The sequence below is a fragment of the Ectothiorhodospiraceae bacterium 2226 genome (assembly GCA_013348725.1).
In the GTDB taxonomy this organism is placed as follows: Bacteria; Pseudomonadota; Gammaproteobacteria.
Window position 1 is genome coordinate 2,006,125 of the sequence record CP054689.1, and the last position, 24,281, is coordinate 2,030,405.

The following is a 24,281-nucleotide window of genomic DNA, read 5'->3' on the forward strand; positions in this document are numbered from 1 at the left end:
CAGCTTGGTGGCGGCCGCTGTGGATTTCACTGGCGAGCGGGTTTCATCGAGAGTGGCCGGCGGCGTCGGCCTTCACGGGCGGCCGCTGCCGGCCTGCGGGGCGCTGGCCGATGCGCGTGCCAGCGCCCGTGCCTGGCGCTGATCGACGCGTGCGAGCAGCAGTGCGCCGATGGCGAACAGCGCCAGCACCGACAAGATGGAATGCCGCGGGCTGTCGGTGATCGCGGCGACAGTGCCGATGAGCAGTGGCCCGAGCACCGCGGCAAACTTACCCATGATGTTGTAGAAGCCGAAAAACTCGGCGCTCTGCTGCCGTGGGATGAGGGTGCTGTAGTAGGAGCGCGACAGCGCCTGTACGCCGCCTTGCACGCAGCCGATTGCCGCGGCGAGCACGTAGAACTCCCAGGCGTGTTGGATGAAGTAGGCCCACACCACGACTCCGGCGTAGACGCCCAAGGCGATGTAGATGCCGGTCTTTGCGCCGAGGCGCTGCCCCAGTTTGCCGAACACCAGCGCCATCGGGAAGGCGATGAACTGCACCAGCAGCAGGGCCAGGATCAGGTCCTCGCGCCCGAACCCCAGGCCGTAGCCGTAATCCGTGGCCATGCGGATGATGGAGTGCACCCCGTCGATATAGAACCAGTAGGCGATCAGGAACAGCATCACCATGCGCAGGCGCCGTACCTCGCCGAAGGTCGCGCGCAGCCGCTGCCAGCCGGCGCGCAGCGCGCCGACCCCCCGCACCCGATCCGGCGTCGCCGGTTCGGGTACCCAGATGAATAGCGGCACGCAGAACACCGCCCACCACAGCGCCACCAGTAGAAAGCTCACCCGCACCGCGGTCGGTGCATCGGGCAGGCCGAAGGCGTCCGGGTACAGCGTCATCAGGACCACGAGCACGAACAGCAGGCCGCCGCCGAGGTAGCCGTAGGCGAAGCCGAGCGCGGAGACGAAGTCGACCCGCCCGCGCGGGGCCACGGTGAGCAGCAGCGCGTCGTAGAACACGCTGCTGCCGGAGAAGCCGAGCATCGCCAGCACATAGATGGCGGCCGCCAGCACCCACTGCCCCTGCTGCACGAAGTACAGCGCGGTGCTCATGGCGATGCCGAGCAGCGTCGCCAGCAGCAGCAGGGTCTTCTTGCGCCCCGCGCGGTCGGCGGTGGCGCCGAGCAAGGGCGCGACCAGGATGACCAGGGCGCCGCTCACCGAATTGGCGACCCCCAGCCAAAAGGTGCCGTCCGTGGCGCTGAGGTCCGCGCCCCAATACTCGTTGAAAAAGATTGGGAAGAAGCCGGCCATGACCACCACGGCGAAGCCGTTGGTGGACCAGTCGTACAGCGCCCATGCGACCACCCGGCGCCGCGTGAGGCGGTGGCCGGCGCGCCGTGCGGCCGGCGTGCGGGGCGCCACGCGGCGCCCGCCTCAGGGCGCCAGGCCGGCGACGCGCGCGCGCAGCGCTTGCGCCACTTCGTCGTGCTCCGCGGCGCCGGCGCCGAGATCGGCGGGCCGGGTGGTGGCGCCGATGATGACGCGCAGGGGGTGCAGGCGGGGCCAGCGCCGGCCGCGCGGCCAGGCCTGATAGCCGCCTTCGATCCACACGGGAATGACCGGCACCTCCTGCGCCTGCAGCAGTAGGGCGATGCCGGCCTGGAAGGGCCGCAGCTCGCCGGTGGTGGAGCGTTCGCCTTCGGGAAACCACACCAGGATCTTGCCCCGGCGCAGCGCGGCGGCGGCGTAGGCGAGGCTGGTCAAGGGACCGTGCGCCGGGTCCACCGGCAGCACCTGCGCGGCGCGGCTGAATGCGCGCACGAGGGGGTTGCCGAACATCAGCCCCGCGAAGCCGCCCCAATAGGTGTCGGCCAGGCGCGGCCCCAGCGCCGCGCCCAGTGCCGGGGCGTCGAGATAGCTGAGGTGGTTGGGCGCGAGGATGTACGGGCCCCGCGCCGGTAGGCGCTCCAGTCCCTCGACGCGCAACCGGAACAGCGCGCGCAGCGCCAGCCGGTTGAGGCGTGCGAGCACGGCGCGTAGCAGGCGCAGCAGCGGCCCCGGCGGGCGCAGCAGGGCCAGCCGGCGCGCATCCAGCAGCCGCTCGGGGTCGCGCAGTGCCGCCACCGGGTCCTGTCCGCCGGCGCCCTCGCCGGCCTCCACCACCTCCCGCAGCAGGTCGCGCACGGTCTCGATACGTCCGATCGCCTCGTCGTCCAGGTTGACGCCCAGGCGCTCGCCCAGCTCCAGGGTGAGGTTGAGCCAGGCCATGGAGTCCACGCCGAGATCGAACTGCGGGCTGACGTCGGGCGTGAGGCGCACCTCGGAAAAGCGCTCGGCCAACCAGTCCCAGGTGCGGCGCGCGGCCGGCTCCTGGAGGATCTGCTGATCTTCGGGCGCGAGCTTCTCGATCGGCACCGGACCGGGGCTCTCCTGCTGACGCCCGCCGTGGCGCTCGATGTCCTCATACAGCGCCTCGAGGTGGTGGCGACGCAGTTTGCCGAGCCGCGTACGGGGCAGCGCATCGTGGCTGATGACATAGCGCGCGATACGGTGATGGGAGGGTAGATCGCGGGCGGCCGCCTCGGCGGCGGCGCGCATCGCGCGCTCGAGTTCCTCGTCCGAGGTCCCGCGGCGGGCGCCGGGGTCGGGCACCAACACCGCCACCAGCCGGTCGCCGCGGGCGAGCACGCCCGCCTCGCGGACCGCCGGCTGCGCCGCCAGACGCTCTTCCACGCGTTCGGGGTTGATGTTCTCGCCGCCCGACAACACGATCATCTCGGAGCCGCGCCCCACCAGCGTCAGGTAGCCTTGCGCGTCCACGTGACCGAGATCGCCGGTGCGGAACCAGCCGTCGTCGGTGAACACCTCGCGCGTCTTGTCGGGGCGGTTGCGGTAACCGGCGAACACGTTCGGGCCACGCGCCTGGACCTCGCCGTGCGTCTGGCCCTCTGCCGGGGGCGCCACGCGCAGCTCCACCCCGGGCAGGGCCCGGCCGGGGCTCTCGGGGCGGCCGCTGCCGGGCGGGTTATAGGTGAGGATCGGCGAGGTCTCGGTCAGTCCATAGCCGCTCGCGACCTGCCACCCGAGTCCCTCGAGCTTCCAGGCGAGCTCGCCGTCAAGCGCCGAGCCGCCCGAGGCCACCATGCGCAAGTGCGGTGCGAAGCGCCGATGTAGGAAGGCGAACAGGCGCCGGCCGATGGAAATACCCAGATAACGGCGCAGCCAGATCGACAGCCGCAGCAGGGCGCGAAACACCCGCAGCAGCACCGGATTGGCCGCGCGCAGCCGACCCTCGATGGCGTCGAACAGGGCCTGGTACAAGCGCGGCACGCCGACGATGACGCTCACCCGGCCGGCCTGCAGGGCGCGCAGGATCTGCGGCCCGGTCAGCGAGTAGGGCAGCACCATGGCCGCGCCGAGCGCGAGCGGCGCGAGCAGACCGATGGCGAAGGGATAGACATGATGCAGCGGCAGGGGTGAGAGCAGCCGGTCGCTGGGGTAGGCGAGGTTCTGTGCCAGCAGCGCCCGTAGATTGCTCATCAGGTTCGCATGGGTGAGCGGCACGCCCTTGGGCGCGCCGGTGGTGCCCGAGGTGTAGAACAGCGCCGCCGGCGCGTCCGGCGCCACCGCCGGCAGCTCCTCCGGCGCTGCCGCCTGCCAGTGCCGCCATGAGCGCGTATCCTCCGGCTCGCCGTCGAGCAGGATCAGCGTCGCGTCGCGTGGCGCCTCATCCAGTGCCGTCAAGCGCTCGGCGAGTGCGCGGGTGGTGAAGATCCACTGCACGCCGCTGTCCGCCAGCACCCCGCCCAGCTCCTCGTCGCCGAGCTGCGCGTCGAGCGGCATGGTCACCGCCCCCGCCTCGGCCACCGCCAGGCAGGCGATCAGCCAGGCGGGCGAATTGGGCGCGAACAGCATCACGGGGGTCTGCGGCTGCAGACCGCGCGCACACAGCCCCGCGCCCAGGCGGCGGGCCTCCTCGGCCAGGGCGCGGAAACTCAGGTCTTCGCTGCCCTCCCGGCTCATTTGGACCACCGCCGGTCGATCGCCGTGGCGCATCAGGCCGCGCACCAAAGCCTGCAGCGTGTCGGGCACCTCGATGGAGGCGGGCTTCTGCGCGGCGCGGCGGGCGTTGTTGGACGCCGTAGGTAAGGCCTCGCTGTCCATGGACCCCTCCTTGGTCTATAGGGTTGCACTGCCTGAAAAAAATACTAGCAGTGCACCTGCTGATCCTGCGCGCGCGCCTGCGCGGTGGCCCTCGGCTATAAATGTAGGGACACTCACGCTGTGGCTGTCGAATCCCGGCCCCGGCCCACGCAGGTGAACCATGGACTGGAACGCCACCCCCCGCCCGTACTGGATGGACCGCGCCCCGCCGCCGGATTTACCGCCGTTGGAGAGCGACGTGTACGTGGACGTGGCCGTGGTGGGCGGGGGCCTGGTCGGCCTGACCTGCGCCTACCTGCTCAAGCGCGCCGGCTACACGGTGGCGGTGGTGGAAGCGGGCCGGCTGGGCGCCCTCACCAGCGGCGCCAACACCGGCAAGGTCACGGTTCAGCACGGCCTGCTGTACGCGCCCCTGGAGCAGAAGCTGGGGCCGGAGGCGGCCTGGTTGTATGCCGAGGCCAACCAGACCGCCCTGCAGCACATCGAGCGTGTGCAGGCCGAGGAGGGCATCGCCTGCGACTTCGAGCGGGTGCCCGCCTACCTGTGCGCGCCGGCGGGCGACGCCGCCGACGCGCTGACCGCCGAGCATGCGGCGGCGCGCCGTGCGGGGCTGCCCGTGACGCTGCTGCCGGGCGCACCGCTGCCAGTGCCTATCCGCGCGGCACTGCGCCTCGACGGGCAGGCGCAATTCCATCCCCGTAAGTACCTGCTCGGCCTCGCCCGGCTGATCCCCGGCGGCGGCTGCCACGTGTTCGAGCGCAGCCGGGTATTGAGGGTGGAGGACGGCCAGCCGGGACGCCTGGTGTTGGGGCGCGGCTCGGTCACGGCGGGGGACATCGTGCTTGCCACCCACCTGCCGCTCGGCGAGCGTGGCGGCTTGTTCCTCAAGGCCTTTCCGCGGCGGCACGTTGCGCTGGCCGCGCGCCTGGATCCCGCGGCGAGCGAGGCGCTCATGACGGACGAGGCACGCGGCATGTTCTTGTCCGTCGAGTCCCCCGGCTGGTCGCTGCGCATTCATCGCGAGGGCGACACGGTCTCGCTGATTGCGGTCGGCGAGGGCTTCAAGACCGGCCACGGCGAGCCGCGCGCGCGTTTGGAGCGCCTGGCGCGGTTCGTTGAGGCCCATTTCCCCGTACAGGCCATCACTCACTGGTGGGGGGCGCAGGACTTTCATTCCGCCGATGGCGTGCCGTATGTGGGGCGGCTGGGGCCGCGGGAACACGTCTACGCGGCCACCGGCTTCGGTGGCTGGGGCCTGACCGGCGGCACCGCCGCTGCGCTGATGATCACCGACGCGATCCGGGATCGGCCGAATCCCTGGGCGGCGCTGTTTGACGCCACGCGCGTCAACGCGCGTGTGGCCGCGCGCGACTTGCTACGCGAGAACCTCGATGCCACGCGCGAGTGGCTCGGAGGACGCTTGACGCGCCGGCCGCCGCGCAGCCCGGAGGAGCTGGCGCCGGACGCCGGAGCGTTGATGCGCGTGGCGGGGGAGACCTGCGCGGTCTACCGGGACGCGCAGGGCGCGCTGCACGTGTTGTCGCCCGTCTGCCCGCACCTCGGTTGTTACGTGACTTGGAACGGCCTGGAGCGCAGCTGGGACTGCCCCTGCCACGGTTCGCGCTTCGACGCGCGCGGCGCGGTGCTCGAGGGCCCGGCGGTGCAGGGGCTGCGCCCGCGCACGGCGAGCGGCGGCCGCCGCGGCGCGTCCGAGGACCCGGGTGAAGCGGACGCGGAGCGGACCCCGTGAGGCGCCGCCTGCCGCGTCATGTGGGGCTGATCCCGGACGGCAACCGGCGCTGGGCGCAGGCACGCGGCCTGGCGCGGGAGTGGGGCTACGCCTCCGGCATCGCCCCGGGCCTCGCGCTGTTCGAGCAGTGCCGCGCGCTGGGGATCGAGGAGCTGTCCGTGTACGGCTACACCAAGGACAACTGCAAGCGGCCCGGCGCTCAGAAGGCGGCCTTTCGCGCCGCCTGTGTCGAGCTGGCGCTGGAGCTGGAGCGCCGCGGTGCGGCCCTGCTGGCGGTGGGCGACGAGTCATCCGCGCAGTTTCCGCCCGAGCTGCGCCGGTTTCGCCGCCGCAGCGCCGGCGACGTCAAGGTCAACCTGCTGGTCAACTACGGGTGGGACTGGGACCTCGGCGGGTTGCGCAACGGTGACTTGCGCTCGCGCGACGTGCCGCGCCTGGACCTCATCGTGCGCTGGGGCGGCGGTCGGCGGTTGAGCGGCTTTCTGCCGGTGCAGGCCGTGTACGCGGACTTCTATGTGGTGGACGATTACTGGCCGGACTTTCGTCCCACGCAGTTCCACGCCGCACTAGACTGGTTCGAGAACCAGGACCAGACCCTCGGCGGCTGAGGGTCGCCCCCGATGCCGGCTCCGTCCGGCGCCCCCCACATGGACGTGCCGGCCTGGCCGGGTAGGGAGCTCTCATGAACGCAGCGCAGCAGATGTTCCGGGTCGGGATCAGCGGCTCGTACGGCGGCCTCAACCTGGGCGATGAGGCCATTCTGCAAAGCATCATTACCCAATTGCGCCGCACGCTGCCGGTGGAGATTACCGTGTTTTCGCGCAACCCCGAAGATACCCTGGCGCGTCATCGGGTGGAGCGCGCCGTGCCGGCCCGGCGCCTGTCGCGCAGCGAGGCGCAGGCGGAGGTGGAGCGGCTGGATCTGTTGATCGTCGGTGGCGGCGGGATTCTGTTCGACGCCGAGGCCAAGGTGTTCCTGCGTGAGGCCCTGCTCGCCCATGAACGCCAGGTCCCGGTCATGGTCTACGCCGTGGGGGCCGGTCCGCTGCGCGACCCGGCGGCACAGCAGGCTGTGCGCGAGGCGCTGATCCCGGCCGCCGTGGTCACGGTGCGCGAACTGCGTGCCCGCGCCGTGCTGGAGGAGGCGGGGGTACACCGCGAGATGCGTCTCACCGCCGATCCGGCCTTCTTGTTGGAGCCCGAAGCGCTGCCCGAGGGTGCCCTCGAGCGCGAGGGGCTGGAGCCGCAGCGGCGCTATATCGGCATGTCGGTGCGCGAGCCCGGCGTGGCGGCGCCCGATATCAGCGAGGAGCATTATCAGGGGCTGCTCGCCAATGCGGCCGACTACATGGTGGACCGCTTCGATGCCGACGTGGTGCTGGTGCCGATGGAGCCGGGCATGAAGGATACCCAGCAGTGCCACGCGGTCGTGGCGCGTATGCTGCGGGCGCAACGCGCCACGGTGCTCAAGGGCAGCTACACCTCCGCGCAGATGCTCACTTTGATGGGCCGCTTCGACATGGCGGTGGGCATGCGCTTGCATTTCCTCATCTTCGCCGCGCTGCAGGGCGTGCCCTTCGTCGCGCTCCCCTATGCCTCCAAAGTGGAGGGCTTTCTCGAGGAGATGCAGATCGAGATGCCGCCGCTCGAGCTGGTGAACGCGGGCCGCCTGCTGGCGCACATCGACCAGAGTTGGGATCGACGTCGTTCTTTGCAGACGCGCATCCGGCGTAGCCTGCCCGCACTGCAGCGTCGCGCTCTGGAGAGCAATGCGCTGGCGACCCGGCTGCTAAGCGCGCGCTTGGTGCGTGCGCCGACCGGCATCTGAGGCCGCTGGCGCCCGGCGCGGCGATCCGGCTCCGGCCCCAGGAAGGGGGCCCGTCTTGCCACCGACAGGGAGGTCGATCTTTTTGCCTGCACTAGCGCGCCCCAAACACCTGCAGCACATCCAACTGCCGCCACGCCGTGCCGTGGTGGGCGGCGAGGCCGACGTCCTCGTGGTCGGTGGCGGTCCGGCCGGCATCGGCGCCGCCATCGGCGCGGCGCGCGCCGGCGCGCGCGTGGTGCTGGCCGAGCGCTACGGGTTCTTCGGCGGCAATGCCACCGCCGCGCTGGTGATGCCCCTGATGTCCTTCCACACCTTCCGGCCCCCGGTCGACAAGCCGCAGGAGATGACGCTGCTGCCTACCGACCACGGCCCCGGCGACCCGGTGGTGGCCGGCGTGTTGGCCGAGTTGCAGCAGCGCCTGGTCGACGCGGGCGGTGCGGTGCCGCCGACCCTGGCGACCGGCTATGTGGTGCCGTTCGATCCCGAGGTCTTCAAATCCGTGGTGCTCGACATGCTCGACGAGGCGGGGGTGGAGTTCCTGTTGCACGCCCTGGCGGCGGAGGTCGTGGCGCCCGAGGGCCACGTGGAGGGGGTGGTGTTCGAGACCAAGTCGGGCCCGGTGGTGATCCGCGCCCGCTGCGTGGTGGACTGCACCGGCGACGGCGACGTGGCAGCACGCGCGGGCGCGCCCTTCGACATCGGGCGCGAAGAGGACGGGCTGTGCCAGCCCATGACGCTGATGTTCCGCATGATCGAGTTCGATCGCCTTGCGTTCGGCGACTACCTGCGCGACAACCCGACCCAGTGGCGCGGCGTGCACGGCCTGTGGGACCTGGTGCGCGCCGCCACCGAGGCGGGTGAGCTCGATCTCGCGCGCGAGGACATCCTGTTCTTCGCCACGCCGCACCCGCGTGAGGTGAGCGTCAACAGCACGCGCGTCACCGGCGTGTTCTCCACCGACGTGTGGGACCTGACCCGTGCGGAGTGGCTCGCCCGGCGCCAGATGCGCCAGATCGTCGACTTTCTGCGCAAGCGCGTGCCCGGCTTCGAGAATGCCTACAACGCGCAAAGCGGGGTGAACATCGGGGTGCGCGAGGCGCGCCGGGTGCGCGGCGACTATCAGCTCACCGTGGACGACGTCCTCAGCGCGCGCAAATTCCCCGATGTGATCGCGCGCGGCTCCTACCCGGTGGATATCCACAACCCCAACGGCAGCGGCACCATCCTCAAGCGCGTGCCGCCCGGGGACGCCTACGACATCCCCTTGCGCTGCCTGCTGCCGCAGGGCGTGGAGGGACTGCTGGTGGCCGGGCGCTGCATCTCCGGCACCCACGAGGCGCATTCGTCCTACCGGGTCATGCCCATCGTCATGGCCACCGGCCAAGCGGCCGGCGTATGTGCCGCGCTGGCCGCGGCGGGCGACACCACGCCGCGGGCGTCGGACGTGGCCGAGATCCAGGAGGAACTGCTGCGCCAGGGCGCGAACCTCGGGGCGGTTCGCACTCAGGGGGCGTCGGTGGCGCGTTGAAGCCGCTTCACACGTTGCTAGAGTGTAAAGAATGAGCCTCAGCCCGCCGTCGTTCATTCCCGGCGTTGGGCCCAAGGCTGTGCGTCGCGGTGATCCCATGGACGCTCCGCCCGAACCAGGCGGCAAGGAGGCGGCATGCGGTTCGAGGAGTTTCTCGATGCGGTGGAGCGGCGGGGCCGGCTTGCCTCGCGGGAAGAGGCATTGCGTGTCACCCGCGCCACACTCGAGACCCTCGCCCATCGGCTGGGCGGCGGCGCGGTCTGCGGGTTGGCGGGACAGTTGCCGTCCGAAATCACGCAGCTGTTGACGCATCCGAGCGGCGAGCCGGGCGAAGCGTTCGGCGCGGACGAGTTCCTGCGGCGCGTTTGCGAGCGCGCCGGAGCGGATCGCGCGCAGACCGAGCAGCACGCGCAGACGGTGCTTGCGGTGCTGCGCGCGGCCGTGGGGCCCGCCGAGCGGAGTGCGCTCCTCGCGCGCTTGCCGACCGACTACGGCCGCCTGTTCGATGACCGCTGGACGCGGCGGCCGGCGCCCTGAGCGGCCCGCGATCGCCCCTCTGTCCGCCATGCCCACAGCCCTCGTCACCGGCAGTAACCGCGCCATCGGCCTGGAATGGACTCGCCAGTTGGCGCAGGAGGGCTGGCGGGTCCATGCGACTTGCCGGCGTCCGGCGGAAGCCCATGACCTGCATGTCCTGCGCCAGGCGCATCCGGCGGTCAGCGTGCATCGCCTCGACGTCACGCGTGCCGAGGACGTGCAGGCGGTGGTGGCGGAGCTGGCGGACGAGCCGCTGGACCTGCTGGTCAACAATGCGGGCATCTACTTGGAGAAGTACGCCCCGGCCGCGCTCGGCGGGCTGCGCTACGACGATTGGCTGCACACCCTGGCGGTGAACGCGTTGGGGCCGGTGCGGGTGACTGAGGCGCTGCTCGAGCCGTTGGCGCGGGCGACGGAGGCGGTGGTCGCGGTGCTCACCAGTCACATGGGCAGCATTGCGGAGATCCCCGGCGCGGATAGTCCCTACTACCGTTCCAGCAAGAGCGCGCTCAACGCCGCCATGAAGGGGCTCTCATTCGCCCTGCGCGAGCGCGGCATCAAGTTGCTGTTGGTGCATCCGGGGTGGGTGCGCTCGCGCATGGGCGGTTGGGACGCGCCGCGTACCCCGGCCGAGGCCGTGGCCGACATGCGCCGATTGCTGCAGCGCCTGTCGTGGGCGGACAGCGGCGTGTTCTTGCGCTATGACGGCAGCCGTATCCCATGGTGAGGGAGGCGCCGGGTGATGAACGCCCTGTTCGCTGACCGCGCCGCCGCGGGGGTTCAGCTCGCGCGCGCGCTCGCCCATCTTCAGGGGCGGCCGGGACTGCTGCTGTTGGCGCTGCCACGCGGCGGGGTGCCGGTGGCCTACCCTGTCGCGCAGGGCCTCCACGCGCCGCTCGACGTGCTGTTGGTGCGCAAGCTGGGCATGCCGGGACAGGAGGAGTTAGCGGTCGGCGCCATCGCCAGCGGCGGGGCGCGCGTGCTCAACCCCGAGGTCGCGAGTTGGGTGGACCCCGCCGCGCTCGCGCGTATCGAGGCGCGCGAACGGGCCGAGCTGCTGCGCCGGGAGCGGGCATTTCGCGGCGACCGTCCGCCGCTGGACGTGGCCGGCCGCACGGTGATCGTCATCGACGACGGCGCGGCCACGGGCGCCACCTTGCGCGCTGGGCTGGCGGCGCTGCGCGGGCAAGGCCCCGCACACTTGGTGGCAGCCATCCCGGTGGCGCCTCCCGAGACCGCGGAGGTGCTGGCGAAGGAGGCGGACGAGTTGATTTGCCTGCACACGCCGCGCCATTTCTACGGCGTCGGGCAGTGGTATGGCGACTTCGGCCAGACCAGCGACGATGAGGTGCGCGAGCTGCTCGAACGCGCCCGCGACGGTGCGTGACGCCGCCGGAAATTATTTCGACTCATACGACCGACACCTGGCGCGCTGCCGCGGCAGCAGCCGTTGACCGGCGAACGCCGATCCGTTTAACTGGGCGGCGGCCGTGACCCACCGTCTTAGGAGCTAGTTGGCCATGGATTCAGAAGAACTGGTACGCCAGGCAGACCTGCCGTTGAACCGCGACGCGTTTATGCGTCAGCTCATCCGCATCCTCTCGGGGGCGCTCGAGGACGTCGTTGGCCTGCAAGAAGCCCGGGGTTTCATCACCCTGGTGGGGCAGGAGATGGGCGAGCAGCTGGACGCCGACTATCGGCGCGCGCTGTCCCTGCCGCGGCTGGAGCGCGAACAGGTGGCGGCGGTGCTGGTCGACCTGAAGCGGCGTATCAAAGGCGACTTCTACATCATCTCCCAAGACGACGAGAAGATCGTGCTCGGCAATCGCGCCTGCCCGTTCGCCGACGAAGTGCAGGACCGCGAGTCGCTGTGCATGATGACCTCCAATGTCTTCGGCACTATCGCGGCCGAGAACCTCGGGTACGCCAAGGTCGTGCTGGACGAGACCATCGCCCGCCGGGATCCCGAGTGTCGCGTGGTGCTCTACCTCACACCCAGCGCCGAAGCGACTGCGGCGCCGGGTGACGAGTATTTCCAAAGCTGAATGGACGCCCTCGCGCAGATAGGGTTGGCGGACGCCGTGCCGGAGCCGCTGGTGCTGATCGATCTCGAAGGCAAGGTGCTCGACCTGAACGCCGCGGCGCGGCGGATCACGCGCCTGGAGCCGGGCGTGCGGCTGGAGGACGCCGTGGAGGATGAAGATTCCCACACGCGCGCCCTGGTGCGTCGCTGGGCTCGTGCCGCGGCGAGCATGCCGGCTACCGTCAAGTGGCGCGGGCAGGGCGCGCGCGGGCTGAATTGGACCGCGGTAAGGGTGCCCGGTGTGCTGGGGAAGCCCAGCGGGGTGTTGCTGCGCGGCGCCGGCCGCCTGGTGGGCGTGGGCCGGTTTCTGCAACTCGCGCGTGAGCTCGAGAAGCAGCGCGACGCCCTGCGCGCGCTGCACGCCAGCCGCGCGGCGCTGAGCCTCAGCCACGCCAAGCTGGCCGTGACGCTGGAGAGTATCGGCGACGCGGTGATCACCACCGACATCGAGGGCCGCGTGGACTTCGTCAACCCGGTCGCCGAGCAACTCACCGGGTGGAGTCCGGCCGAGGCGATCGGGCGTCCGCTGTCCGAGGTGTTCAGCATCATCAACGAGTTCACCCGCAAGCCGGCGCCCAATCCGGTCGCGGCCTGCCTTGCCGAGGGACGTACCGTGGGGCTGGCGAACAACACCGCCCTGATCGCGCGGGACGGGTCCGAGTACATCATCGAGGACTCCGCGGCGCCGATCCGCGCGCCCGACGGCACCCTGCTGGGGGCCGTGCTGGTGTTTCGCGATGCCACCGGCGCGCGCCTTGCGCGGCGCCAACTCGAGTACCTCGCGCATCACGATACGCTCACCGGCCTGCACAACCGTTACTACTTCGAGCAACAGGTGGAGCAGGCCCTGCATCTGGCACGGCGCGCGGCGCGACGCTACGCCATGTTGTATATCGACCTCGACCGCTTCAAGGCCATCAACGACACCGCGGGGCACTCGGTCGGCGACGAGGTGCTGTCGGAGATCGGTCAGCTGTTCGCGCGCCGGGCGCGCCGCGGCGACGTGCTGGCGCGGCTGGGCGGAGACGAGTTCGGGCTGTTGTTGGCCGACGTGGATGCCGGTGCGGCGCTGGCCGCCGCCAAGTTGTTGCTGCAAGCCTTGGCCGAACACAGCTTCAGCTATCGTGAGCGGCGGTTTCGCATCGGCGCCAGCATCGGCGTCGCGCTGGTCGATCCCGCGTTCACCTCCACCGCCGAGGTACTGCGCCGGGTGGACATCGCCTGTTATGTGGCCAAGCACAGCGGCCGCAACCGCATCCACCTCTACGACCCCGCCGACGAGGGCCAGATGGACGGCTTGGGCGAGTTACACCGGGTGAGCGAAATCAAGGACGCGCTGGCCCACCAGCGCCTGGAGTTACATTTCCAGCCGATCGTGCCGCTGCACCCGAACGAGCAGGCGCGCGCCTTCGAGGTGTTGGTGCGCTTGCGGTCGCGCGACGGCCATCTAATGCTGCCGGGTCGGTTCCTTCCCACCGCGGAGCGCTACGGGCTGATGCCGAGTGTGGACCGCTACGTCGTCGAGAATACCTTCCGCTTGTTGGACGACCTGCACCGCACCGGTGAGGAGGCTCGCTTCAGTGTGAACCTGTCCGCCACCTCGCTGGGGGACCCGGAGTTGCTCGAACTCATCAAGCGGCGCTTGCGGGAGTCGGACGTCGCGCCCGGCTCTCTGATCTTCGAGATCACGGAGACCGCGGCGGTGACGCACATGGACAAGGCCGGCGTGTTCATCCAGGACCTGCAGGCCCTGGGTTGCGGCTTCGCCCTGGACGATTTTGGGACCGGATTCTCGTCGTTCGCCTATCTCAAGTACTTACCGGTGGATCACGTCAAGATCGACGGCGTGTTCGTGCGTGACGTGGTGACCAATACCGTCGACCGACAGATGGTGCGCTCCATCAATCAGATCGCCCACGCCCTCAACAAACGCACGGTGGCCGAGTTCGTGGAGAGCGAGGACGTCCTCGACTGCCTGCGCGAGGTGGGCGTGGACTACGTACAGGGCTACCACACCGGTCGCCCCGCCCCCTGGGCGCACTACGCCTGAGCCGCGCGCGCTAGTCGGCGGCCGGCGCATGCGCGTCCCGCGCGAGACAGACGAATAACTGGTCGGCGCCCGCCGGCGTGCCGCGGTCGAGATAGAGCGCGTGTAGTCGAAAACCGCGCGCGGGATGCAGGGTGGGGCCTGTCGTCAGCGTCCCGAAACGCTCGCCGCCAATCAGCACCTGCGCCTGGGTGAGGTAGAGGCGGTCCACACTGTCCCCCGCCAGCAGGGTGTGCAGCACCCGCGCACCGGCGATGGAGTAGATGCGCCGAAATCCGGCCTCGCCCAGGGCCCGCCGCAGAGCGGCCCCCTCCACGTTCTTGCGGCCGGCGCGCAGTACGCGGATACCTGCGGCCTGTAGAGCGCCGGCGCGGCGGGCGTCGGCGGCCCGGGCGGTGACCACCACGAGCGGGCCCGGATAGTGCGCCCGCAGCGCGTCGGCCGGGATGTCGAGTTCCCGGCTGATCACCGCCACGGCGGGGTGCCGGGGCAGGCCATGCGCCGCCCGCCAGGCGGCCAGGTCGACGTGCTGCGCCTCGTCCACCCCGAGCAGGCCGATGTGGCGCCCCGCCGCCACCGCGCGCAGGTGACGCGCCGTGGTCAGTACCACGTCGGCCTGCGCGGCCAGTTCCTGGTACAGGCGCCAGTCGCGCGCATTGGCCAGCGTGGGCGGGACCTCGCGGCGCCCGCTGTGCGGGTCGCGATGGTAGATGCGCCCGTCCGCGCTGAGGATGAAATTGGTGTATACAAAGGGGCGGGTCGCGCTGCCCAGGCGGTGCAAGGCGTGATCGAGATACAGGCCGCGCAAGGGGCGCGTCACGCTCGGCAAGGGGTAGAGGCGCAGTACGTCGTCCACGGGGGCGAAGCTCTCCTCGGCCTGAAGTTGCTTGTGCAAGCGTAGTGGAACGCATACTCCCGGCGGGTGGTGCGTGATGGAGCGGTCAGAATAATGACATTAGCGCGTGACGACGGCTTTATGCTGGCGGGGGACTGGCTGCCGGAGCCGGTATTGCTCATCGACGGACAGGGCATCCTGATCGACGCCAACGGCGCGGCGCGGGCGTACTTCGGCGAGGCCCGGTTGCGCTCGGGGGGGCGCTTGCATGCCCTGCTGGCCGACGCCGAGCGTTTGGAGCCGCAGTTGGAGCGGTGGCGGCGGACGCGGACGCCGATGCCCGTCACGCTGCCCTGGCTTAGCGCCGAGCGCCAGGTCTGGGCCTGGCAGGCCCGCCTGGTGCAGGCCGGCGGCGAATCGCGCGACGTGCGTATTCTTTTGCGCGCCTCGCCGGCCAGTGCGCCGAGCCGATTCTTCGCCCTCAACCGGGAGCTGAACGTCGAGCGGCGCGCGCGCCGCGAGTTACAGGTGCGCCGCGCGGAGCTGGCCGAGCGGGAGGCGCGCGTGCGCGCCACGTTGGGTGCGGCGGGGGTGGGTACCTGGGAGTGGGACATCGACGCCGGCCGCGTGACGTGGTCGCCGGAACTCGAGGAGGCGCATGGGCTCGCGCCCGGCAGCTTCGGCGGCACGGTGTCGGATGCGCTGGCCGACATCCATCCCGAGGATGCGCCGCGGGTCACGGCGGCGATCGAGCGCGCGCGGCGGGGCCTGAGCGACTACGAGGTGGAGTACCGCATCGTGCGGCCCGACGGGCAGGTGCGGTGGGTGGAGGCCAAGGCGCATGTGACCCGCGACCCCGAGGGCAACGCCCTCCGTTTGAGCGGGGTATGCATGGACGTCACGGCGCGCAAGGAGGCCGACCTCGCGCGGCGCGAGAGCGAACGCCGTTTCCGGGTGATGGCCGATGCCGCGCCGGTGATGATCTGGTTGGCGGGCACGGACCGTCTGCGCAGTTACTTCAATCGGGGGTGGCTCGAGTTCACCGGCCGCCCGCCGATAAGCGAGGCGCAGGGCGGTTGGACGCAGGGGGTCCATCCCGAGGATCGCGCGCGCTGCGACGCCGAGTACCGCCGCGCCTTCGAGGCGCGGACACCGTTCAAGGTCGAGTATCGGCTGTGCCGCCACGACGGCGTGTACCGTTGGGTGCTGGACCACGGCATTCCGCGCTTCGACACCAACGGCTCCTTCGCCGGCTACATCGGCAGCGCAATCGACATCACGCCCCGGCGCGAGATGGAACACGCCCTGCGCGAGCAGGCCGACCGGCTGGCCGAACTCGATCGGCGCAAGGATGAGTTTCTCGCCATGCTGGCGCATGAACTGCGCAATCCCCTAGCGCCCATTGCGGCGGCGGCCCAGTTGCTGTCGGCCAAGGCGCGCGATTCCGCGTCCGTGGAGTGGGCCGCGCAGATGATCACACGCCAGACGGCGCACCTCGCGCACCTGGTGGACGACCTGCTGGACGTGGCGCGCATCACCCGCGGGCGGGTCACCCTGCAGCGTCAGGTGGTGGCCCTGGGGGAGGTGGTGGAGCGCGCGCTGGAAACCGCGCGGCCGCTGATCGAGGGCAACGCCCACCGGGTACACCTTACGCTGCCCGACGAGCCACTGTATGCCGACGCCGACCCGGTGCGGCTGGTGCAGGTGGTTGGCAATCTGCTGAATAACGCCGCCAAGTACAGCGAGCCTGAGCGACGCATTTGGGTCACCCTGGCGCGGGAGGAGGGCGCGGCCGTGCTGCGCGTGCGGGATGAGGGTAGCGGCATCGAGCCCGACATGCTGCCGCGCGTGTTCGATCTGTTCGCCCAGGCGCAGGACACCCTGGCCCGCTCGCGCGGCGGGATGGGGCTGGGTCTGACCCTGGCGCGTCGGCTGGTCGAGCTGCATGGGGGTAGCATGGACGCTCACAGCGAAGGCGCGGGCAAGGGAGCCGAGTTCGTCGTGCGCCTGCCGGTGCTGGTCGATACCGGCGCCGCTGCCGCGCGCGAGGCAGCGGGCGAGGACCGCAACGCAGTTCAGGTGCCGCGTCGGGTGCTGGTGGTGGACGACAACGACGACATCCGCGAGGCCCTGGCAGCCTTGCTGCGCGAGGCGGGCCACACGGTCGACGCGGTGGACGGCGGACCCGCGGCGCTCGAAGCGGTGCGCCGCCGCATGCCGGATATCGTCTTCCTCGACATCGGTCTGCCTGAGATGGACGGCTATGAGGTCGCCGCGCGGCTGCGCGCCGAGCATGGCGCGCGGCCGTATCTGGTGGCCTTCTCCGGCTATGGTCAGGCGCAGGACATTGCGCGTGCCAAGGCGGCCGGCTTCGACCATCACCTGCTCAAGCCGGGCACCTTCGAGCGCGTCGAGGCGCTGATCGCCCAGTGCCCGGTGGCGCCCGTGACCTCCACGTCCGAAACCTGAGTTGCCGGTTTCGGCGCGCGTCTAGCTCCGCCGCGCTGCCGGTTCGACCAACAGCTCCACGCGCAGCGGCAGGTGGTCGGAGGCCACCCGCGCCAAGCGGCTTTTGCAGACCTCCGCGCCCCGCACCAGCGCGGCCGGGCGTACCCAGATGCGGTCCAGGGAAAGCAGCGGCCAGCGGGCCGGGAAGGTGCGCATGTCGGTGCGGTGCCCGAAGCGTTTGTGCAGCCGGTGCAGGCGCGGGCTCCACGGCCACCACTCGTTGAAGTCCCCCATGACCACCAGCGGCTCGGGACGGGGTTCGTGCACCAGGTCCTCGAGCTTGCTGATCTGCCGGTCGCGCTCACGCCAGGACAGCCCGAGGTGCAGGTTCAGCACCCGTAGCCGGTGGCCGCCGAGTTCGAGGTCCACGTCCAGGATCCCGCGCGGTTCGCGCCGTGCCACGCTCACGTCGTGCCGCCGGATGTCGGCGACATCGGCGTTAGTGAGCAGCACGTTGCCGTAGTGGCCGTCGGTACGGAAGAAGGTCGGGCCGGGGATGGCGGCCATGCCGGTGGCCTCGGACAGGAAGTTGAGCTGGTGCTGGTCGGGTTCCCCGCTGAACACCGTCTCCACTTCCTGCAGGCCCACGATGGGCGCGCGCAACTCGCGAATGACCTGCGCGACGCGGGCCGGGTCGCGCCGGCCGTCGCGCCCGATGCAGCGATGGACGTTGTAGGTCGCCACGGCGACCTGGATGCGGGCCATGGAGTTCTCCAGCCGGTTTGTTGGTGTTGTTCTTGAGTCGCGCGCGTGGCGCGCGGCGCGGCGCTCAGGCGGTCTGTTTGTCGGGTTGGCCGCCCAACCAGCGGCGTACCAGCAGCAGCGCCGCGACCACCAGCACGCCGACCACGATGGCGGCCACCAGCGTGCCCAGGCCAGGGTCGCGAATCGCGGCCTCGATGCGGTCGATGAACACCGCGAGCGCCAGCAGCCCCGGCACCATGCCGATGGTGGTGCCGATCAGGTAATCGCGAAAGCGGATGTGCGAGGCGCCGGCCACCAGGTTGATAATCAAGAACGGCGCCACCGGCAGCACACGCACGGTGATCATCATCAGGATCCCGCGCTGGCCGAGCTTCTCGCTCAGGTCGCGAATGCGCGCACCGGCGAAGCGGCGTACGAAATCGCTGCCGCCCCAACTGCCGATGGCGTAACCGGCCGAGGCCGAGGCGAGCGAACCCGTGAGCGCGTAGGTAAACCCCAGGAAGGGGCCGAAGATCAGCACGGTGACCGCCACCAGGGCGGTCAGGGGAACCGCCACCACCCCCAGCACCACGAACGCGCCGATGACCGCCGCCGGCGCGAGCGGATGGCCCTGCACGGCGCTTAGCCACGCCTGCATGGCTTCGAAATCCACGTAATCGGCCAGCGGTGTCCAGCGCCACAGCGCAGCCAGAGCGAGCACCCCGGCGATCAGCAGCGCGAAGCCGAGCCCGCGCCTTTTGCCGGTGCGACGTTGATCCTGGGGAAGCATGGTGGCGGTGACCTCTTCCGGAGCGAGCGGATGGTGCGGATCGACGATGTCGTCCTCCGGGACCTCACGGTCCCAGTCGGGCGGTACTTCGTAGTCTAGTGGGGCGAGGGTGCGCTCGCCGCGGCGCAGGCGCTCCACGGTCTGGATGAGCGAGCCTTCGCGGTGCAGGGTGCGCGCCACCTCGTCCGTCTCGACGCCGAGGTGCTCGGCGAGCAGGTCGTTGCGCAAGTCGGCGATCCGCCCGCGCAGCACCTCCTGTTCGGGCCGCGCCTCGATGGCGAGGTCGCATTCGCTGTCGAGCCCCATCGAGCGGTTGGAGAGGTTGGCCGAGCCGATGCGCGCCAGGCGGTCGTCCACGATGGTGACCTTGGCGTGCACCTTGAAGCATTGGTCGCCGAGCTCCGGTACCACCGGATGGTAGAGCCGCAGCCGACCGTGGCGATCGGCCCGCGTCAGGCGCCGCAGCAGCCGCGCGCGCAGCACGTCCATGGTGTGTTGCTCCATCCAGCCGAGCGAGTGGCGAGGCAGCACCATGACGATTTCGGGCCCGTCCTCGCGCTGCAGGCTCTCGGTGAGCGCCAGTTCGATCAGGCGCGAGGTGAAGTACTGGTTCTCGAAGTAGATCCAGCGGGAGGCGCGGGCAATGGAGTCGCTGAACAGGCGCTCGACCTCGCGGATCTCCGCGTCCCCGCCGTACACCGCCTGCGTACGGGCGATGGCGACCTCCACGTCTTCGAACCACGGCGGATAGTCCGGCGGCCAGGGATCCCCCGTGGTCAAGCGCCGCGGGGCCTTCAGGCGCTGCCCGGTGGCCCTCTCCCAGCGCGCGCGCGCCAGGTCCCCCAAGGCACGCGCGGCCTCGCCGTCCACCATGATCTGCACGTCGTGAAACGGCTGGTAGTGGACGCCCGCCGGATCGGTGCGCCGCGGATCGTGGCCCAGGTGCGCGCGCGTGTCCCAGCGGCATTTGCTGATATCCAGGCCGCCGGAGAAGGCGACCTTGTCGTCGATCACGATCACCTTCTGGTGGTGGGAGGCCCCGAAGGGGTGTCGGTTGTCCACCCGGTAGGTGAGGCGCCGGCGCGCGCGCCAGGACAGCCGCCAGCCCGCCAGCAGCTCCCGCTCCATGGCGTAGATCAGCGCGAAGTCCCACATCAGGATGCGGATCTGCAGCTTGGGATTCTGCGCCAGCGCCTGGGCCAGCACCTCGGCCAGCGGCGTATCGGGCGTGCCGCGGCTGGTGCAGGGCAGCGCGGTCTGGGTGTTGATCTCCCAGCCCAGCAGCATGACCGAGCGCTCGGCCCGCTCCAGGGCCTGACAGAAGGCGTGATAGAAGGCGTCCGCGTCGATCAGCGGTGTGACGCGCGCGGCACGTTCGATGCGCCAGCAATTGCGGCCCATCTCGAGTATCGGTTGGTCCATCAACCCTGTTCCTGCTCCTTGATCCCCTACCAGCATGGTCGGCCATGCGACGCTTCGCAATTTGGCTCACCGTTAAGCGTGTTGACAACGATAATCGTTATCACTACGATCTGCGTCCAGTTCATCGAGGTTCACGATCAGGGGGTAAGCGTTCGTATGAGTCCGTCCTTTCCGCGGCGCACGCTCGCCGCCAGCATTGCCTTGCTGTGCGCGCCGTCCTTGGCGTTTGCACAAAGCGCCTTGCCACGTATCGACGTGATCGGCGGCGGCGAAGCCGTGGAACGCACGCCGGGCTCGGCGCAGGTGATCCAGGCGGAGACCCTGGAGCGCGATCAGCCGGTCTCGACCCAGGATGCGCTGCGTCGGGTGTCGGGCATCAACGTGGTGGAGACGGACGGCTACGGCTTGTTTCCACGCATCGGGGTGCGCGGGCTGAATCCCGACATGAGCAAGAAGGTGCTGCTGCTCGAGGACGGCGCGCCGATCGCGCTGGGCCCGTACACCGATCCCGCCGCCTACTACAGCCCCCCCGTGGAGCGCATGGAACGCATCGAGGTCCTGAAAGGCAGCGGCTCGCTGCGCTACGGTCCGTCCACCATCGGCGGGGCGATCAACTACGTCACCAAGGACCCGTCGCTGGAGCCGGGCGGCGCCGTGACCCTGCGTGGCGGCTCCGACGCCTTCGGCAGCCTGATGCTCGACTACGGCGGCACCTGGGATAACGCCTCGGCGAGTGTCAGTCTGCTGCGCAAGCAGGGCGATGGCTGGCGCGAGAACAGCCAGTTCGAGACCAACGATCTGGTACTCAAATCCGGCTTCGGCATGGGCCCCGATCAGTTCCTCGGCTTCAAGTTCACCTACTACGACAGCGATCAGCAGGCGACCTACCTGGGGCTCACGCAGCGCGAGTTCGAGGAGAATCACCTACAGAACCGCGCCGAGAACGACTGGATCAACGTGCGCCGGTACAGCTTCGACGTGAACCACGAGTGGCAGCTCAGCCCCCACCTGACCTGGCGCACGCTGGTGTACACCAACCAGGCCGACCGCGACTGGTGGCGGCAGAGCTTCGCCTTCGACGCGGCGAGCGGTTACAACGAGCTGCAGGACGAGAACGCCGGGCGCCTGCGCAACTTCCGCGTCGGCGGCATCGACACGCGCCTGGAGGTCGCCCACCAGACCTTCGGTGTCGACAACGAGCTGGACCTCGGCGTGCGCCTGCACACCGAGACCCTGGACAACCAGCGCGTGGACGGCGCGAGCGCCACCGCGCGCTCGGGCACCATCCGCGAGGACGACGTGCGCCGCGCCGACGCCGCGGCGGTGTTCGCACAGAACCGCTTCAACCTCACCGAGCGCTGGGCCGTCACCCCGGGGATGCGTGTGGAAACCTACGAGCAGCGGCGCACCATTCACCGCTGGGATGGCATCGACCAGAACACGGCGTCGGCCAGCCGCAACACGGAGGTGATTCCGGGTGTCGGCACCACCTACCGCCTGGCCGACGCGACCACGGTGTTCGCCGGCGTGCATCGCGGCTTTGCCCCGCCGCGCGTACAGGACGCCATCGCCAATGACGGCGAGGCGGCCGACCTGGAGGCCGAGCGCAGCACCAACTACGAGATCGGCGTGCGCGGCCAACTCGACCGCGTGCGTTATGAGGTGGCCGCATTCCGCTACGACTTCACCAACCAGCTGGTGCAATCCAGCGAGGCGGGCGGCACCGCCGCCACGCAGCTGACCAACGCGGGTGAGACGCTCAACCAGGGCATCGAACTCAGCGCCGGTCTGCCGCTGTTCGGCGGCCTGGCCTTCGACGTGAACTACACCTGGGTGGCCGACGCCAAGCTGACCAGTACGCGCATCATCGGCGGCGTGGATCGTGAGGGTAACCGTCTGCCGTATGCGCCCGAGCACCTGCTCAACGCGACCCTGTCGTACACCCAGGGCCCGTGGAGCGGCGCGGTGCAGGCGAGTTACGTCGGCGAGCAGTACGCCGACTTCGAGAACACCGAAGCGCCCACGGCCGACGGCCGTCGCGGCCTGATTCCCTCCTATACGGTGTGGAACCTCAGCGCCGGGTATCAGGTGAGCGGCGACACGCGCCTGTTCGGCACCGTCAAGAATGTGTTCGACGAGAAGTACATCGCCTCCCGCGCGCCGCAGGGCATTTTTCCCGGTATGGCGCGCCAGGTGATGGTGGGCCTGGAGAGTCGGTTCTAGCGTCTCCCGTTGGCAGGTCCCCCTCAGGGGCTTGACCGCGGTGCCCCGGGGCTTGCGGTCCTGTTGGTTTTCAGACGCTCCGCTGGGGCGTTTGCTCAATAGCCCCCGCGAGGGGGCGGAGGATAAGCGCGTGCGACTCTATGAACTGTTGCAGCTGGGCGGCCCCGTCATGCTGGTGCTGCTCGCCCTGTCGGTCCTGGCCACCGCGATCGTGCTTTATAAACTCGCTCAGTACGCGGCGCGCGGTGTCTGGCACGGCGGTTCCACGCGCGCCGCGCTCGATCAGTTGGCGCACGGCGAGGCCGAGGCGGCGCACGCGCGGCTGGCCGCGGGCCGCGGTCCGCTCGCCGTGACCACTGCGGCCGCCCTGCGCTGCGCGGCCGACCGGCGCCTGAGCAACGCCCAGGTGGAGGCCGAGATCGCCCGCGTGGGCACCGCCCAGGTGCGCGAGCTCGAAGGCGGATTGCGTGCGCTGTCGGCCATCGCGCACCTGAGCCCGCTGCTCGGTCTGCTCGGCACGGTGTTCGGCATGATCCGCGCCTTCATGCAAGTGGAGGGCGCGGGCCCGCGCGTCGACCCCTCGCTGCTCGCGGGCGGCATCTGGGAGGCCCTGCTGACCACCGCGTTCGGGCTCACCATCGCCATTCCCGCCATGGCCGCGTTCTACTTCCTGGAAGGCGCGGTGGATCGCGTGCGCGCGGCGATGAAGGACAACGTGGTGCGGGTGCTCATTTACCACGGGCGTCAGCCCGCGGCCCAGGAGGTCGAACCGCAGGCGCAGGAAGACTATGCAGTTTGAAGGCCGGCGGCGGATCCGCACCCACCTCGACATGGCGCCGCTGATCGACGTCGTGTTCCTGCTGTTGGTGTTCTTTCTGCTCACCAGCACCTTCATGGTGCAGGAAGCGGTGGAACTGCGCCTGCCGAGCGCCACCACGGCTGCGCCGGTGGAGCGCCAGCCCCTGCACGTGGCGGTGACCGAAGCCGGTGAGCCCCATGTGGATGGCGAGGTGCTGAGCCTCCAGGCGTTGGAGGCCCTGGTGCGTGCCCGTGTAGCCGAGGACCCTGAGCTTGCGGTGATGCTGCAGGCCGATGCGCGCCTCTCGGTACAGGGCATCATGGACGTCATGGACCGCCTGCGCGCGGGCGGCGCCCGCCGGCTCGGTGTCGCCACCGTGCGTGCCCGCTGAGGCATGGCAGCGCTGTCGCCGGCCGCCTGGACGGCCCTGCTGTTCGCGCTGACGCTGCATGCCCTGGTTCTGATGGCGGTCCTGCCGCGCGAGCAAGAGACGGTCGAGACCCTGCCGCCGATGACGGTGATGCGGTTCGAGCTGGCCGAACCTGTGATCGAGCCCGCGATCGAACCGGTCCCCGAGCCGCGACCCGAAGCGGACCCCGAACCCGAACCCGAACCCGAACCCGAACCCGAGCCCGAGCCCGAGCCGCAGCCGGAGCCGGAGCCGGAGCCGGAGCCGGAGCCAAAACCAAAACCTGAACCGAAACCTGAACCGAAACCTGAACCGAAACCAGAGCCGCCCCGCGCGCGCGCCGAGCCGCAGGCCGAGGTGGCTCCTGAGCCTGCCGCGCCCGACCCGGCGCACGTCGCCAGCTACGAGGAGGCGCTGGCCGCCGCCCTGGAGCGCGAGAAGGCCTATCCGGTCATGGCGCGGCGTCGCCGTCTGGAGGGTGAGGCGCTACTGTTCGTGCGCATCGATCGTGAGGGGCGGGTGCTGGAGTACCGCGTTGAGCAGAGCAGCGGTCACGTGCAGCTCGATCAGGCGGTGCGGGACATGGTTCAGCGCGCCGGCCTCCCCGCCATGCCGTCGGAGTTGCCGGGGGCGAACTATGAGTTTCGCGTGCCCGTACGGTTCAGTCTGCGTTGAGGGGGAGGGCG

Annotated in this window: 19 protein-coding genes; 14 read left to right on the forward strand and 5 right to left on the reverse strand. The window is 70.3% G+C overall.

Translation table 11 applies throughout. The features are described from left to right. Positions 1–72 precede the first annotated feature (72 nt). Positions 73–1,299, reverse strand: coding sequence for an MFS transporter (locus HUS23_09660; protein ID QKT05034.1), 1,227 nt, complete (start codon positions 1,297–1,299; stop codon positions 73–75). 123 nt (positions 1,300–1,422) lie between these two features. Then, complete coding sequence (locus tag HUS23_09665) at positions 1,423–4,152, reverse strand: AMP-binding protein (GenBank protein ID QKT04064.1); 2,730 nt, start codon at positions 4,150–4,152, stop codon at positions 1,423–1,425. A 160-nt stretch (positions 4,153–4,312) separates the two neighbouring features. Between HUS23_09665 and HUS23_09670 the strand changes: the two genes are divergently transcribed. The 9 genes from HUS23_09670 to HUS23_09710 all read left to right on the forward strand — a co-directional run bounded on the left by HUS23_09670 (position 4,313) and on the right by HUS23_09710 (position 13,928). Next, the gene (locus tag HUS23_09670) at positions 4,313–5,902 is read left to right on the forward strand and encodes an FAD-dependent oxidoreductase (protein ID QKT04065.1); all 1,590 of its coding nucleotides are present in this window, start codon (positions 4,313–4,315) and stop codon (positions 5,900–5,902) included. Beyond that, positions 5,899–6,510, forward strand: a complete 612-nt coding sequence (locus tag HUS23_09675; protein QKT04066.1) for an undecaprenyl diphosphate synthase family protein — start codon at positions 5,899–5,901, stop codon at positions 6,508–6,510. Before HUS23_09670 ends, HUS23_09675 begins: the two co-directional genes overlap by 4 nt. 74 nt (positions 6,511–6,584) lie before the next feature. Continuing rightward, positions 6,585–7,730 carry a polysaccharide pyruvyl transferase family protein gene (locus HUS23_09680; GenBank protein ID QKT04067.1) on the forward strand — a complete coding sequence of 382 codons (1,146 nt, stop codon included), beginning with the start codon at positions 6,585–6,587 and terminating at the stop codon, positions 7,728–7,730. An 82-nt stretch (positions 7,731–7,812) separates the two neighbouring features. After that, the gene (locus HUS23_09685) at positions 7,813–9,258 is read left to right on the forward strand and encodes an FAD-dependent oxidoreductase (protein ID QKT04068.1); all 1,446 of its coding nucleotides are present in this window, start codon (positions 7,813–7,815) and stop codon (positions 9,256–9,258) included. A 135-nt stretch (positions 9,259–9,393) separates the two neighbouring features. Next, entirely contained in the window at positions 9,394–9,795 is a 402-nt protein-coding gene (locus tag HUS23_09690) for a DUF2267 domain-containing protein (GenBank protein ID QKT04069.1), read from the forward strand. Between the two features lie 28 nt (positions 9,796–9,823). Beyond that, positions 9,824–10,522: an SDR family oxidoreductase gene (locus HUS23_09695; protein ID QKT04070.1), complete on the forward strand. Its 699-nt coding sequence runs from the start codon at positions 9,824–9,826 to the stop codon at positions 10,520–10,522. Positions 10,523–10,537: 15 nt separating this feature from the next. Next, entirely contained in the window at positions 10,538–11,182 is a 645-nt protein-coding gene (locus HUS23_09700) for a phosphoribosyltransferase (GenBank protein ID QKT04071.1), read from the forward strand. A gap of 133 nt (positions 11,183–11,315) precedes the next feature. Next, positions 11,316–11,840, forward strand: coding sequence for a transcriptional regulator (locus tag HUS23_09705; GenBank protein ID QKT04072.1), 525 nt, complete (start codon positions 11,316–11,318; stop codon positions 11,838–11,840). Further along, on the forward strand, positions 11,841–13,928 hold the full coding sequence (locus tag HUS23_09710; protein QKT04073.1) for an EAL domain-containing protein: 2,088 nt from the start codon (positions 11,841–11,843) through the stop codon (positions 13,926–13,928). It abuts the gene before it with no gap. Positions 13,929–13,938: 10 nt separating this feature from the next. On the opposite strand, the gene HUS23_09715 is transcribed toward HUS23_09710, so the two are convergent. After that, positions 13,939–14,820 carry a dihydrofolate reductase family protein gene (locus tag HUS23_09715; protein ID QKT04074.1) on the reverse strand — a complete coding sequence of 294 codons (882 nt, stop codon included), beginning with the start codon at positions 14,818–14,820 and terminating at the stop codon, positions 13,939–13,941. 54 nt (positions 14,821–14,874) lie between these two features. Between HUS23_09715 and HUS23_09720 the strand changes: the two genes are divergently transcribed. Beyond that, entirely contained in the window at positions 14,875–17,229 is a 2,355-nt protein-coding gene (locus tag HUS23_09720) for a PAS domain-containing protein (protein QKT04075.1), read from the forward strand. Positions 17,230–17,250: 21 nt separating this feature from the next. Here the strand turns inward: HUS23_09720 and HUS23_09725 are convergent, their stop codons facing one another. Next, on the reverse strand, positions 17,251–17,973 hold the full coding sequence (locus HUS23_09725; GenBank protein ID QKT04076.1) for an endonuclease/exonuclease/phosphatase family protein: 723 nt from the start codon (positions 17,971–17,973) through the stop codon (positions 17,251–17,253). Between the two features lie 64 nt (positions 17,974–18,037). Then, entirely contained in the window at positions 18,038–20,164 is a 2,127-nt protein-coding gene (locus tag HUS23_09730) for a VTT domain-containing protein (protein ID QKT04077.1), read from the reverse strand. A gap of 156 nt (positions 20,165–20,320) precedes the next feature. Here HUS23_09730 and HUS23_09735 point away from each other — a divergent pair, with 156 nt between their 5' ends. From HUS23_09735 to HUS23_09750, 4 genes are all read left to right on the forward strand, one after another. Further along, positions 20,321–22,387, forward strand: coding sequence for a TonB-dependent siderophore receptor (locus tag HUS23_09735; protein ID QKT04078.1), 2,067 nt, complete (start codon positions 20,321–20,323; stop codon positions 22,385–22,387). A gap of 130 nt (positions 22,388–22,517) precedes the next feature. Beyond that, positions 22,518–23,186: a MotA/TolQ/ExbB proton channel family protein gene (locus HUS23_09740; GenBank protein QKT04079.1), complete on the forward strand. Its 669-nt coding sequence runs from the start codon at positions 22,518–22,520 to the stop codon at positions 23,184–23,186. Next, positions 23,176–23,577 (forward strand): biopolymer transporter ExbD, encoded by a 402-nt coding sequence (locus HUS23_09745; protein ID QKT04080.1) that lies wholly within the window; start codon positions 23,176–23,178, stop codon positions 23,575–23,577. Before HUS23_09740 ends, HUS23_09745 begins: the two co-directional genes overlap by 11 nt. Positions 23,578–23,580: 3 nt before the next feature. Further along, entirely contained in the window at positions 23,581–24,270 is a 690-nt protein-coding gene (locus tag HUS23_09750) for an energy transducer TonB (GenBank protein ID QKT04081.1), read from the forward strand. The last annotated feature ends 11 nt before the right edge of the window (positions 24,271–24,281 follow it).